The organism is Congregibacter litoralis KT71, assembly GCF_000153125.2.
Taxonomy (GTDB): Bacteria; Pseudomonadota; Gammaproteobacteria; order Pseudomonadales; family Halieaceae; genus Congregibacter; species Congregibacter litoralis.
Window position 1 is genome coordinate 3579244 of sequence record NZ_CM002299.1, and the last position, 14359, is coordinate 3593602.

The 14359-nt window shown below is 53.3% G+C and carries 12 protein-coding genes; 1 reads left to right on the forward strand and 11 read right to left on the reverse strand.

Going from position 1 to position 14359, the window contains the following annotated elements; genetic code table 11:
- Window positions 1-15: 15 nt before the first annotated feature.
- The 10 genes from KT71_RS16230 to KT71_RS16280 all read right to left on the reverse strand — a co-directional run bounded on the left by KT71_RS16230 (window position 16) and on the right by KT71_RS16280 (window position 12221).
- On the reverse strand, window positions 16-936 hold the full coding sequence (locus tag KT71_RS16230; RefSeq protein ID WP_008294261.1) for a hypothetical protein: 921 nt from the start codon (window positions 934-936) through the stop codon (window positions 16-18).
- 674 nt (window positions 937-1610) lie between these two features.
- Window positions 1611-2078 (reverse strand): hypothetical protein, encoded by a 468-nt coding sequence (locus KT71_RS16240; protein WP_152025262.1) that lies wholly within the window; start codon window positions 2076-2078, stop codon window positions 1611-1613.
- Window positions 2079-2513: 435 nt separating this feature from the next.
- Window positions 2514-3272, reverse strand: a complete 759-nt coding sequence (locus KT71_RS16245; RefSeq protein ID WP_023660212.1) for a hypothetical protein — start codon at window positions 3270-3272, stop codon at window positions 2514-2516.
- A gap of 245 nt (window positions 3273-3517) precedes the next feature.
- The gene (locus KT71_RS16250) at window positions 3518-4321 is read right to left on the reverse strand and encodes an AbiU2 domain-containing protein (protein WP_023660213.1); all 804 of its coding nucleotides are present in this window, start codon (window positions 4319-4321) and stop codon (window positions 3518-3520) included.
- A gap of 206 nt (window positions 4322-4527) precedes the next feature.
- Entirely contained in the window at window positions 4528-5451 is a 924-nt protein-coding gene (locus KT71_RS16255) for a Clp protease N-terminal domain-containing protein (protein WP_008294256.1), read from the reverse strand.
- A 483-nt stretch (window positions 5452-5934) separates the two neighbouring features.
- The gene (locus KT71_RS16260; protein WP_023660215.1) at window positions 5935-6819 is read right to left on the reverse strand and encodes a hypothetical protein; all 885 of its coding nucleotides are present in this window, start codon (window positions 6817-6819) and stop codon (window positions 5935-5937) included.
- 79 nt (window positions 6820-6898) lie between these two features.
- The gene (locus KT71_RS16265) at window positions 6899-8794 is read right to left on the reverse strand and encodes a hypothetical protein (RefSeq protein WP_169729132.1); all 1896 of its coding nucleotides are present in this window, start codon (window positions 8792-8794) and stop codon (window positions 6899-6901) included.
- 326 nt (window positions 8795-9120) lie between these two features.
- Window positions 9121-9972: a hypothetical protein gene (locus KT71_RS16270; protein ID WP_023660217.1), complete on the reverse strand. Its 852-nt coding sequence runs from the start codon at window positions 9970-9972 to the stop codon at window positions 9121-9123.
- Between the two features lie 97 nt (window positions 9973-10069).
- Window positions 10070-11008 (reverse strand): hypothetical protein, encoded by a 939-nt coding sequence (locus KT71_RS16275; RefSeq protein WP_008294252.1) that lies wholly within the window; start codon window positions 11006-11008, stop codon window positions 10070-10072.
- 532 nt (window positions 11009-11540) lie between these two features.
- The gene (locus KT71_RS16280; protein ID WP_008294250.1) at window positions 11541-12221 is read right to left on the reverse strand and encodes a nucleotidyltransferase domain-containing protein; all 681 of its coding nucleotides are present in this window, start codon (window positions 12219-12221) and stop codon (window positions 11541-11543) included.
- Between the two features lie 260 nt (window positions 12222-12481).
- Here KT71_RS16280 and KT71_RS16290 point away from each other — a divergent pair.
- Window positions 12482-13629 (forward strand): IS3-like element ISGpr2 family transposase gene (locus KT71_RS16290; protein ID WP_169729177.1). Its coding sequence is split into 2 segments (ribosomal slippage): window positions 12482-12719 and window positions 12719-13629, totalling 1149 coding nucleotides; the frame shifts between segments, so codons are not numbered across the junction.
- Window positions 13630-13706: 77 nt separating this feature from the next.
- Here the strand turns inward: KT71_RS16290 and KT71_RS16295 are convergent.
- Window positions 13707-14291: an HD domain-containing protein gene (locus KT71_RS16295; protein ID WP_008294249.1), complete on the reverse strand. Its 585-nt coding sequence runs from the start codon at window positions 14289-14291 to the stop codon at window positions 13707-13709.
- Between the last annotated feature and the right edge of the window lie 68 nt (window positions 14292-14359).

Here is a 14359-nt window from a genome sequence, read left to right on the forward strand (position 1 = left end):
ATAGGTCGCCCTGCGTCACTCATTGTCGACGACACATCGTAACTCCGGTCGACGCTCAAGAATTTTGTCGGCCGCGACCCCCATCTGTGCTCTCGCCCCCGCCTCGCCAACACTTCTCAGCGCGGCCAAATACTCGGCAAACAGTTCCGGCGTGCTGAGCATCACGAGTTCATGCACTGGGCTGTAGGGGCGACTCTTCATTAACTCCCGTTCGCGCTGAATCCCCGCTTCCATGGCTGCTGCTCGCTCGACTTCACCCAAGGCAGCCAGCATGATCTGTTGTAGACGTCTCGCTATCGCAAGTGACAAATCGTTTTTCCCTTGGCGCTCCAGAAGCTCGCCATACGCGAGGCAGGCGTACCCCCAAGATTTGTCGGCAGCCGACTGTTCTCTGCACAGCGACACAACTGGCCCATAAGCCGGTAACGGTGCTATTCCAAACGCATAGGATGCTCGTTGCAGAAACGATTGGTTGGTACCTGCCGCCAAACCACGCTCGATTGCAGCGATGTATTCAGGCCAATAAACGGTGGACTGGGACACTGACGCCGCCTGCTCCAATGCCTGTAAGGCACCGACAGTGTCGCCAGACGCATGGCGACTGACGGCCGCACGAGCCCACACCTCGCTGTTCTGGCTATCGGCGGCCAATAACTGAGACTCCCATGCATCAGTATTGCAGCCGATATCACCGTCTACCTTGGAGCATATCTGTACCGCACTCCACAGCATCATAGGATCGGTCGGCGTAATGGCTAGAGCGCGATTGATCAACGCCACGCTTTTTACTGGATCGTCCTCGAGGAGCGCTGCCACATGCAAGTGTTCTGCAGACGCAGACTGAGAGAGCACACTCGTCATATCAGCCTGCCATCCTGCAAATTCCTCCTCAGTTTGGACATCAAGCAGGGCATTGATAGCTTCGTTGCAGTCCATACTGTCCTTACTCAATTCGTCATCAGAGCTAATCGACGGTAACAGAAGACGCGCGACGTCCGGAGCTAGATAAGGTAAGAAGCGTTGTTCTGGCGACCCTGTATTTGTTGAGTCTTGGGAGACTTCTACGGAGCTAACGCCAAATGGCTCGGTCGACCACGCCATCCATCCGATGCATAGCACAACTGCGATAACGGATGACACCGCTGCCCTTTGAGCAGAGCTCACGCGGCAACTTCCCAAGCGCTAATTTTCACCAAAGCCTTCGTAAGGTCGCATGAGCACTCATCTGAGCGCATCACAAGTCGTCAGCGTGCGAGATGGGTCCACCAGGCAGGTAATCAACAGAGCATTCCTGGAGGACTCCTCCTGGTGTGCGTCCAGTGATGCGAAAAAGCACAACGCCGTAAAACACCTTGGCGTCGATAACTGACGTATTTCGACGGTTATGCACAACATACCGTTTTGGAACGAGGCCAGCGAGAGGCGCATCTAGACAGACCAAAAGCTGCTCCTGCATTTTGGGAGGCAGGTCATAAGCGGACATGCCGTAAAACAAATGAAACTGAATGAAAGCTGCAAAAACCAAGAGCGCACCGGCAAGCAACGTTAGACGCACTCCGCAAGCCCGCCTTGTCTTACACAGAACACACTTAACGGAGCACGTGAAGCGCTCATGATTGACCTTCTTGGAATGAAGACCTCGGCGGAAGCAAACCGGACTTCGATCGCACGTGAATACGAAACTCCGTCTTCACCGGCTGCGCACTCGGGCAAAGGTAGACAACAGCAAACGATACGCTGCCCGCATGGCGTGCGACGTAGCTCTCTTGATCGAACGCTGGGTCATGATAGATCACGTTTGAATCGACTTCTCCGGTGATAACAATCGGCACCGACGGGATAAACTCACCGTTATCATCCAGCGCATTCACCAACAGTTTACTTAGGGTGAACGTATCACCGACATCGAGTTCCAGATCTTTGGCAACGAGTGACACCGGCATATGAGGCTGAGAGCATGCCTTTTCAAGCGAGTAGATGGTAAACATCCGAAAACCCGTCTCGATAGAACCATCCACTACTGAAGCGGAATAGCCCTCAGCAAGAGTCGACCCGGCACTCGCCTGCGATAGTGTCATTGCCAAGAATACAACTAGGATCAACTCACAATGACGACGATAACAAGCCACAGACACTAAAGCTTGTCGAACTAGCATACGTATGACCGCTCCTCGCCTCGTTGTCTAACGGGTACAGCATGCCGGATATTCACGACGCAAACTATGAGTGCCACAACCAACTCCAGGAAGATCAGTCTGAGTGAACCGCTTTCGAAAAAAGTCTACATCTACCAGTTTGCCGCCATCGATCCATCGATAAAAAGACGAGACCGTCGCTTGCGCCCAACACCTTCTAGTCATAAGGCGTAGCTACACCTGGGTCAAAGTATTATCACTAGGGGAGTGGCCGAAAAGGGCAACAAATCGCCCTGGCCGACAGCCAACTCAAGCTCAATGCTGGCCGAGGGATAAAGCGCCAATACCCTACCCTAGTACTGGAGGGCCACGGTATTGTCAGCGCAGGTCGTTCGTGAGCTCCCAGCTTTCGGCAAGGTCGAGATTCGCATCAGGCTCGTGTCTGAAAAAAAAGGACCCCTCGCCGGCCAGACAAGATTCGGAGCCGAATATTGCAAAGGCCTGATCGTTCCTCATCCGCTGAAACTTAATCAAGACATTCCTTTCCTCTAGCGGCACCTCGCTTTCTACAGCAAGGCCTATATTCTTGATAACGTGTAATCCTGCGTCCGAGATCTCTCCAACCACAGTGACCTTGCATTCCTGATCGTCTAGCTCCACATACTGCCTAAACACTACGGGATCGCAGGACCAACCCAACGTTGGCTCAGCCGCTGCTGGACCTTGAACGGGAGCTTTGCATCTAACAAAAGCGCCATCACCACGACCGGCGTGTTCTCTAAAGGGTTCAAAATAGATATCGGCTTGAGGGCGTTGACAGCTTACCTGCGGACTAAGGGACTCAAGCTGTTTTTGGATTTCTTCCATGGAGCTTCCCGTCACGGCGGCCCATACTGTTTTCCCGCCCGACTTGTCTTCATCCGTCTCTTCACAACCGGGCGTGCCCACGCTAGGCATGAAATGCGAATACTTTATACCGGGACTAGCGGCAAGTTCCGGGTGTCGGCCGACGACGATGGTCTTTATCGCCAGATAGTCCGCCTCACTAACAGGACTTGGACTAATGTACTCCTCACCAAAGCAGCTAAGGCCCCCAACAAGTAATGGTAGAGAAGCCAAAAAAATAGGTCGTCGCATACCAATACGCTCCGCAATCCATGGAAACTCACTCGAACATCATGACAGAAACCATAAAGCCGCCCCTCAGTCGTGTCTACATCGTTCACTTTCTTCCGTGGTCAGTGTGCCGCGCATTGCTTTGCCTAAGCATTGAAAGACCAACAACTCAACACAGACCAACTCCACTGTTATCGACATGGCAACCAGAACAACCGGTGCAATGCTCGCGATGCCCCAAAGATTCAAAGGTGAGCAGGCTCAACTTAGTCATCCGCCCTCACAATATTTATTCCAGCCTTGTTGCCTTGCTGTGAGACGCCCGGCTCCCTTCCCCTATTTGCTAGTTCCCGGACAATCGCTTCAATTTGGGGCTTCATCTCTTCGATATCCGGCATAAAGCCTGCCTGCCCCCCAAGCTCCGTGGCAAGCTCATCCGATATCTGTTCACTCTGCTGGGCATACGTATCCCACGCGTGAGCGTCACGCTGTGTAACAAGGCACAAGTCATCGATTCGGGGGCGAAGCCGTTTTATCAATCGGTTTGGCGTATCCAAGCTTAAGCCAAAGTGTTGAAGATCTAGACGCTTATAGTCGCAGCCATCATCTTGGAGCCAAAAGTGAGCTGTGTACCGATCTCTTGCTCGGCGGCACGCAGTTGCGTCACCGCCGTCAATTACGGCAGGAATCTCGGCTCGCAGCCTTTGCATTGTATTATCAAATTCGCTGCCATCCTGAGTCTGAGAGCCTCCGTCACACGCCGCGCTGGATAAAAAACGGGCTCTGAAACGAGCTTCTACACCAGGCCGGTCGAGAATTTGTAGCGATGTTCGCAAACTAGGTGTCCTGCGACCTTCATCGAACATAAGCGCATCGAGGTCGTGTATCACACTGTAAAAAAGCGTATCGGTGCAGACATCAAAACCCGTTGCTGCGAGACCATTTTCCCGAATCGCAGGATACTGCCCCAACCTCAGCGCTTGTGTAACTCGCCACTTACGAATAATGCTCACCATGAACGCTACGAGGTGATCCGTATGCTTTATGAGTTTCTTATCATCACCGTTCATGAAGCCTCCGCTACCGACGCCCTTCACTGTTACTCACAGCGTTACTACAAGGGTCACAATCAGTAAAATACAAAACGTCACACCTAACCAACACTGCAAGCCAACCACAATCGCCGTAGCCATGCGCGACAGCTTGGGTCTTTATCAGCTGAAGCTGCGCTGTTACCTAGGCTTAGAGACACGCAACCTTAGACCGGTTGCCTCCACTAAAAATTCCCTGATTTCCAGTAAGCTGCATTGTCCCGTCGATCTTCCAAAATCGCGCCAGACATGCCGCCAAAACCGCCGACCTTCCTTTCGTTGCCGTCGTCCTGGCGAAGAAACAGCTCCGCCGAGATACCTTCTTTGCCCGATGCCACTTCGAGTAAGGCAATGAACCGCGTGGCAAGCAGCTCCAACTCGAAAGGGGTGTTCTCGACAAGTAACGTAAGCTGACCATCCTGGCTTACGGCTCCTTTGAACGCCACCTCACTTTCGGCATTACGACTCGTAACGACCAATCGATACTGCTGCATCAAGCGTGGGTCCTCCTGCAGTGACTCACTACCTGGTGATCCGGCCACCCACTGGGGCTTTTTTTCGCTCTCTACGGCAGAGATCTTCGCTTGTATGTCACGAAGCTCAGTGTCAGCCTTCTTTTGTTGCGCAGCAAAGTGCCCGATCGCGGCCTCCCGCGCGCGCTCCTGCGAGTAGCCGGCGTCAAGCAAAGTTTCACTGGCGAAGCTGTCGTTTTGCTCCATGATGGCAGCGAGTACATCGAGGCAAGACATAACACGCCGTTGTTCTTCTGATCGAAGGTTCATGGTCTTGTTTCGGAGCAGCTCGCGAACCTTGGGATCTGGATCAGCACGCCGACCTTGCTCACTCTTTGGCTGGGCATCCAAGTACATTTCGAGTTGATGTAACACTGCTGGCACGTCGACGCTCGCACGTTCAAGTTCGGCGCGTACATCATCATCAGATAGTAGGTTTTGAGTTATCCGCTCGACACTTAACGTGATGTCCCCCGCAACCGACGCTTGGTAGGCAGCGGCCTCAATCGCTCGCTCCAATTGGGGCTCGGCACTGCGGCCGCCCCCAGAGGCCATAGGATGAAACATCAGCTCATCAGAAAGCTTCGAGTCTGCCATTGATCCATCCGCTAAAAAAACAAACCAGGCGATGCAGCACAGCGTGCCTCGAATGACTACTGGAGTGACCTTGGTATTCCGCCATTCTCGCCGCATACTCTGGCACTCATACGTAGCCCGCTTGATAAACCAAACTATCAAAACATCGTGATTAAGACCAAATTCTCGGAGGGTCAAGGCGAAACCGTGACGCTGGAGGCTGACTATTACTATAACGTTACACACTGCCGCCTCCGACAAGTAAGCCTCATGCTGGGACCGAAATTCGCTTCATAATTAACAACATGAACACGATGAGATGCAGTGCTTGCATCTGGGGCATCGCAAACGCCGCTCGAACCTGCGCTTTAGATTTGAAGCAAGCTGTTTGACTTAATCTTCGCCGCGGTACTGGGTGCTAGTGCCATCAAGTCATCCGCCAACCCACTAGGCAATAGAAAAGCAATCGTAAAAATGCCTGGCAGCATTAATTGTCTGCAACGACTAAAAGCTGACGTCGGAACTCAAGATTGGTCGCCGCTCACCCTCTATCCGAAGCGGAAACGCAAGCACTAAATCCGTCGGCACAAGCGGATAGACGTCTAGCGGCCCCTCCAACATTCCACACTCTGCGCCTCTTTGGTTGGGGGCCGAAAATGGCTGCGCTAATGTTGTCAGGGTACCTTCTGGATCGGGAATCATTACCCTGCCGGTCGAATCCAAGTACGCAAATGATGGGCGATCTCCCCCATCGACAGGCGCCGCGAACACTGGATCATCCGCATCGCAGGCACTTGAACCGTAGAAGATATCAAAACGTGTTTCCCGAGGTTGTGCTGGCGTTACGATCAACGTTATGTTTTCAAAATACAGGGTATACGTTTCGGGACGATTCCTAAAATGCACGGATACGAAGTAGCCCAGACGACCATTAAAAACAGGTTGTATAGAGCCGATGGCCACGCCGCTTGCATCCCTCAAAACAGGCTCTCCTGCTATGGGCCTGAACTCCAGCTCAAAGGCACCGTCAGGCACTTCCCAAACGACAGGAGCGATCGTCAACACTCTATTACTGGCAACAAAAGCAATAGCGGATTCACTTTGAGCAAGGCCCGCATTGGACAATCGGCAAGCACCCCTCAGCGCTGAACAAAGGCCATGAGTCTGTCGGCTCCATTGTAGAAATCGGTACCCCTGTGCTACTTGCACATCGAAGGTCTCATCAAACTGAAAATCTACAACGTCGATTTCGCAATTTTCACCCGATCTGCACACCAACCCCGATGCGGCGGTCACGGTGGCGCCCGAAGGCACCTGAACTTCAAGTTTGCACGCGCTCAATGCAGTGATGCTCATCGATAATGCCAAATAAACCAGCCGTGTTTTCATAACTGTCTCACTAACTCGCCACACACTAAGATAGCCATGCGGGTGTTGCAGAAGGCACCGTTACCGCGGTAGACGCCGCTCATAACTTATCGCATGCAGGTGTTTCAAAGAGAAGTGCCGCTAACAGCTCCGCATCCGCCATCGGTGCGTCCGCGCGGGCTTGCTGCATCTCTAACACGTATGTCGAGCTACAATTAAGCTCTCGAGTCGTGAAGACTGTTTGCGCCCCAGTTAAAACAACAGGGACGCATCGGGCATCACCGCATTTGTCAGCGGTGTTATCGACGCCGAACCGTGTCTCGGAGGTGCCATTGCTTACATCGAGCAGGGTAATGTTCAAAGTGCAAGTATCGGTAGGCTGCGGAGGTGAACCCTCGCCACAGCGCGGCCCGGTCCAGTAGACGCCAACGCTTGCACGGACTAAACCAGAAGCCTCGTCCAAAGAAAAATCCAGCGAGTCCGTATCAAAAACCGCACCATCCGGCCGCGTGAAGGAGGGCTCATTATCGATAGCGAACTCGGTATACGCGCAGGGGAGTTCGCAAGGCGGAACGATCTCAAGACTGGTAGACGGAGGGGTTGTGGTTCCAGAGCAAAAGCCTGACAGCGCCAGTGCATCTAATGTTCTGCCCTCTGTCTCTGCAAAGAGGGTACTGGCGCTCGAACCTATCGCGCACTGCGGTGCGGCAATGCGTAGGTCATACATTCCATCCGAGGGTGAGACGATGGTACACGCCCACGGTGCGTCCTCTTCTGCGCAAACGACTCCCGTAATAGTGACCGTGCCATCAGCCAGCGCAAAAGGCACCGCGACGTTGATCGTCGTGTCTCCCGAACAGCCCACCGTCGAGAGTGTCGCACCAATTTCGAGTACGGTGTCGCTCTCACTGAATAATGTCGCTCCCTGAAACTGCGCTAAGCACAACCCCCCCTGTGGAGGCGAGACATTCTGGCAAGCCATCATATTCTCCGTCTCCGTACCGACCTGGATAAAGCCCTCACTGCAAATCGGAGGCCCTACAAAGCCCTCTTCCAGTTCCTCCGAACACGCCACAATGACATTCGATGGATTAGTTATCAGACAAATTCCAATTCTTGAAGGGGCACTGACGTTCTCACCAAAAAATCGAGCTAGGGATGTGTTGTTGGGGTCGTAGGTTTCGGGTTTCGCGGCTTGAAGTGCACGCCATACGCCGCCCTCTGGCTCTCCAAAAAAGTCAGCTGAATCAAGATCCGTGAGCGCGACATCGCTGATGATGTCCCCCGGCAGTCCGGGAGCGAAATCCGACGTCGTTGCGTCATAGACGAACGCACGGTACACGCCGTCGGCAATCGCAAATTGAATGTCAGGAGCATTTTCGGACAGATAGAAATTGGCGACGAGAAACGGGTCCAGTCGTCTAGCAAGAACATCGAGCGTCGCCGAGCCATAGCGTCCGTCCACTCCAATTTCTCGCGAGGCTACTTCTGAGCCCGTGACGTAGGGCACCGAGATATTTTCTCGATATTGGAAAACTTCACTACAGGTATCAAGTATGGGCTCACCCTCAATTGTAAGGCACACTCGAATGTACGTCCCATTGTCCAGATCCCTAGATCGAAGGTCGGTATCGATGCGAGTACTGGCATTGCTTTCCACCGTGATACTGCTGAGAGTGTCTATTAACACGGGTGATCGTGTATCGACTCGCATTGGCGAAAGGTCTTGACGAGGCACCGCATTGATATGAGGACCAAGAAAAACCGCCCACTCAGCATCTTGATTGCCAATAAACTGTGACTGGCCTTGGTTTTTTAGCTCGATACGCAGCGCGTAATTTTGCCCGATAGAACTAGTCCTGAAGAAACTGACGACTGCCAAGAGGTCATCAATATCGGTGGTAGTGCTAGGCGAAGGTGCAGGAGCAAAAGCGGGAGGAGTGGCAGGGTTGCTAGCTCCGCCACCTCCGCCGCCACCGCAGGCAACAAGCGCCAAAAACGTACACGCCGCGGCTACTCGAAGGAGTGGATACATATGCTCGGTTCTCACAGCAGGCAAATAGACAGGGACAGTCTGCCGACTTGCATGACTTAACAATGGATTGAGCTTATCGCAGACAACAGTTATTGGGAATTTTTCAAGTGGTATCAGCTGCCTAGGCAACGGCCCTAGATACTTCTTGTGATTATCAGTTGCGCTTGCAATGACGCCCGCAACCGGCGGCTCTAGGGCTCGTTCTGTAAGAGCGAGCGAGGGGTAAGGCAGCGGGCTTGGCCTTTTTCCCAAAAAACGCCAAAACCAACCTGAAACTAACCTGCCCCTTACTCATGCAGACCTAGAGCAACCCAGTCCTTAGCCGTGATACACCGCTCGTAATAGTCTGCAATAGCGACAACATCGTCAATCTCGGTAATGCCATAGCCCTCAAGTAAGTGGTCAGCGAACATCTTTATCGTGCAAGCTTGGCTGTATTTGCATGATAGGTACTCCCATGGGAGTTCATCCGTCTCGCTGCGAAGCGCCCTGAGAGCATGTTCATGTTCCGCAGAAATCACTTCATAATCAGACGCTCCGATAGCTGCAGACTCGTCATATCGAAACTTCCTGTGTACCTGAAAAATGGCCGCTTGCTTCAGCCGCTGATCCCCATGTTCATAGGCTTCCGAAAGCGCCCCACATAACAGCTCTTCAAAATTGTCCATACATGGCTTTTCGACAACCTCTTCGGTCAGCCCTTTGCTTCTGAGCTGTCGGTTGAAGGTGTATCGTTTCGACTCTTCATCCAAAGCGATGAGCTTGGCTAACACTGACCCACCTTTTACGGATTTTTGAAGCCACCTGCGCCTCTGCGCGCTGTATCCCTCCTCGCTTTTGAAGGATGTGATCAGCGTGCCACACTTGTCGTACTGCCGACGAACATCTACTTCCCATTCATCAAAGAAGTCATCGTTGTTTGCCTTTACGCTTTCAACCATCGCCTCAAATTCCTGCGAATCGGCGATACCTAGCAAAGATTTACAGTCATCAAGAATGAGCTTTAACTTCAGCTGCGCTAGCGAAGAGTGCTCAGCTTCTTTTCGAAGACCGTTGTACTCGTCGAGTGCATTTTTGGCGTTTACGGGAGACGCAGCTATCAGACAAATCAAGAGCAAGGTGCGGTGAATAGACTGCATCTCTTTAATCCTGTCGTAGATAGCGTTAGTGGGTGACGCTTGTAAGTGCTCGTCCGCAGATCCTAACAACCTAAAGCGGTTAACCTATCAGAACTCTTCAGTGGTTAGGTGATTGCTCGAGCCAGCGCCGAAAATCGCGCTCGAGACGGACAACGCCACCGGGATACTCGGAGGGTGTTAAGCCCTGCTTCGCAGAGCGTTTTTTGCAGCGTACGGCATGAGCTTGCTGTGCAAGATCGGTCAACGCGGCTCGTCCTGCGTCGGTTGTGGTCATAAACGTCACCAAGGCGCCGGCGGTGGCGTAGCGCTGACCGATATTCCCAGAAAACCACTCAGCTGCGTTTAAAGCGAGCAGTTCGCTAAGCCCCATAGCGCCGTCCCGAGCGACCCGCTGGCGCCAGGCGTCCGCTGAGCGAAACTGGGCAGACTGCCATTCCACATCCATTGTCTCGAAATACTCGGCTATCCCCTCGCCGTACCATGTCGGCAGCGAGCCCACCTGCCAGGTAGAGATCAAGTGAGCGAGCTCATGAAACGCGACCTGAAGCAGTTTTGCCTCACTCGTTCTGGCCGAATCGTAAAAAATGACGGCTTCATTGCGTATCAGACTGTAAAATCCGTTGGGTATTGGGCCCCCGGGGTCGCCTCCCCAATCACGCAAAAAGGCGTCACGATTACTCGTGATACGCAGAGTAATCCGACTTCGCACCAAGGCGTCATAGCCGATCCACTCTCCCCATTGATCATAGATGCGCATGGCCCCGGCGCGGATCCGACCTTCAAACGTTCGGTTGGGCGACACACCCTCCCAACGCAAGCTGAGGGTGAAGTCCCGATCCCCTTCATCCATACCGAAGGTTTGGGCGGATGCCGACGATGGCGCGTTGTCGCCAAAGCTACGTACACCGTCCTCATTCACCCAGGTGTACGCTGTTCGCTCGGACCAGAGGGGCACCTCTTCTACGCCCGGCACACCGCAGAGACTGGCGCTTTCTCCAACGGACTGGTGCCAAGCGCCGCCGCCCGCCTGTATCACGGTTGATCCGCTGATTGTTGAGGCTGAAGCTTCCGCAGACGGCTTCGAGGACAGGCCGGCTATTTTTTTAGCCAACCGTAGAAGGGGTGGTATTGCGGACACTATCCGCTCCACAGTCGGCCGTATCGGGCTGTCTACCCCCAAGTACGTATTCATTAGTCCAACGGTCAATATTGCAAGGAGTAGCGCTATCGTTAGGTACAGTGCAAGGTTTTTCAGGATTCGAAGCATCCTAGGACTCGATCAAGACTCTGCGGACCACACGGCAACCGCGTGCTCCGGAGCATCTTTGTGTAAGCGCACTCTTTCGAGGCGTAATGTGGTCACTGAAAAGAACTCTCGAAACTCTGCGGTGCCCAGCGTGTAGGCATCGTCTCTTTGCAACCTAGCAAGCGCTATTGCCCGATTAACGTGGTTGTAGGCTTCAATAAAAGAAAGCATCTAACGGCGGTACTCAGGCATTTTTGAGGCGATGCGTACCTTTGGAACGGCACAAGGGTCCCCCAGGGCAAAGGTGGAGCGCAGCACCCTGTTAGGTACCCGTGCCACGCGGGGTATCGAAACCGCTGGCACCCTCTGGATCTGGAACAGACGCATTCAAGACACGGTCTACAGCAATCTCGATTGAGGTGATCGGCGCGCCAGGCTCAAGCGCGGCCTCCAATGCCTTCAACGTCGCTGAATCGTGGGTGCGGAGCCAAGACAGGGCCTTTTTCGGCCCTTCAAACCACAAGCCGCGAAGATGGAAGTAATCTTCTAACAACGCTGTAAGTAACCAGTGACGGCGATAGTTGCCTTCGGCGTCTGCGCGCTGCATGCGAGCCACCATCTTCGTTGCCCAGATTCTGCGAACCGTGATCTCGTCCGCCGGCAAAGGTGCTGGGCCTGACACGTAGAGTTCATCCAGACGCTCGAACAACACCGCCGCAGATTCGGTCTTTTGAAAGAGAATCTCAGCACCCCGAAACCTTAGATGCTCTTCTTCAGGGGCATCAAGTACGGACTCCGGGTAGATGAATGCATCAATAAAGATGCCATCTTGAATCTCCGCTACTCGGGTCACCCTATCTACGGGGCTAAAAGCGGCGATATCGAGATCACTATCGGCGTTCGCCGATCCATCCGCCAATGAACCGTAAAGCAGGATCGTGTAGGCGTCGTATTGCGCTTTCAGACGCTCACAGACCGTTTCCAAAAAATCTCGAGCCTTCATTTTTCGGGCCTAACGCCGAAAGCAGACGTATGGGAGCCATATAAGCATATATCTATATATGCATCGCCAAAGGCCCATCGATATCGCCGCTCCAGTCTTTCTCGGCGTTTATGCTTCATTGGCGCGGCTGCAGCGTCAACAATCGCATCTGCCATTCGAGTCGATTGTTCTTTAGCTATCATCTTGCGTCTACCATGTGAATCGCCACCAGTTTGCTAGACACCTTTCAGCCATACAAAATGGCTATCAGAGAGGTGTTTATGAGCAACAAGCGTTACCCCGAAGAATTCAAGAGAGAAGCCGTTCGCCAGATCACGGATCGCGGCTACAGCGTGGCGGACGTGGCCAGTCGGCTGGGCGTGACGACGCACAGTCTGTATGCCTGGGTGAAGAAGTACGGGCCGGCTGCTGAGCAACATCGAGTGGAGGCTGATGATCAGGCCGAGATTCGTCGGCTACAAAAAGAGCTTAAGCGTGTCACGGAGGAGCGTGACATTCTAAAAAAAGCCGCGGCGTACTTCGCGAGCCAATCCGAGTGAGGTACGCTTTTATTCAATCCCATCGCCACCAGTTGCCGGTGCGGCATCTGTGTTCTTTGCTTAACGTTCACCCCAGCGGTTTCTATGCGTGGCGTCGACAGCCGCTATCGGCTCGCGGTTGTGAGGACAAGCGGCTCTCTGGCCTGATCAAGCAGTTCTGGCTCGAGTCCGGTGCTGTGTATGGCTATCGGAAGATCCATCGTGATTTGCATGAAATAGGCGAGTGTTGCGGCCCCAACCGTGTCCACCGTCTCATGAAAGACGCTGGAATCAGGGCGCAGGTTGGATATCGCAAGCCACGGCATAAGGTTGGCAAAGCGCATGATGTGACGCCTAACGTACTGCAGAGACAGTTTAATCCGGCTGCGCCGAACGAGCGATGGGCGACCGACATCACCCATATTCGGACCCACGAAGGCTGGTTGTACCTGGCCGTGGTCATCGACTTATTCTCGCGCCGGGTGATTGGCTGGTCGATGCAATCACGGATCACGAGCGATCTGGTTCTAGATGCCTTGTTGATGTCGGTGTGGCGTCGCAAGCCGGTGAGCAAGGTACTTGTTCATTCGGACCAGGGCAGTCAATACACAAGCTATGACTGGAGCGCGTTTCTACGCGCAAACGGCCTTGAGGGCAGTATGAGCAGACGCGGCAACTGCCATGACAACGCAGTCGCTGAAAGCTTCTTCCAGCTACTGAAACGCGAGCGCGTGAAGCGCAAGATATATCCGACCCGGCAGGATGCCCGGGCCGATATCTTTGACTATATCGAGATGTTCTACAACGTCAGACGCCGGCATGGCTCGAACAGCCTGCTGTCACCTGTAGACTACGAACAGCATCACGAAAAACAGCTGGAAAGTGTCTAGAGAACTGGTGGCGATTCAATGACACCTAACACTTTAAGCAGCGGCGCGCGGAGGGCGCGTCCAATTAACTTAATTTTTTAGGATGCATCCAACCATCCCTGCTCCACCGCAGCCTCAACCTTCGATGTTAGCCAGGACCAAATTTCAGGACTTTCATCAGCTATAAATCCATGCATTTTTAACACCTGGCTTTTGCAAATGCCGTTCTCCTGCCACGCACGACCGTTGCTTGTGATGTTGTGCAAAAAGGGTAGCAAACGATCCATTACTTTCAGCAAGACTGCTTCTTTAGTAGTGCCGGTCTCTTGCTCTTCCCATAGCTGAACCAAATCGCTAATCGCGTTTCCAGCGAATGCCGCTGTGTTGCCGACACTCTCGCGCTTGGCAACATGTGCAACTTCCCTGGTGTCCGCATAGAGAAACGTGTCTCCAGCCCCAATCTCCCCAAGATCATGGACAAGCGCGAGTTTGATCAAACGGTCCACGTCGAAATCGTCATGGAGAGATTCTGCATAACACCAGCACGCCATCGCTAGATGCCATGAATGCTCCGCGGAATTTTCACGGCGCTCACCACCTCTAACGTAAGTTCGGCGTTCCACGGTTTTGAGTTCATCCAGATGTAGAAAAAAAGCTGCAAAATTATCGACCTGAAATGACATATAGAAGCGTCCTATCGTCGCGAGGTGCGGCGGCAAACCGCAGGTTTGACTTCCAACGAAGCGGCTTG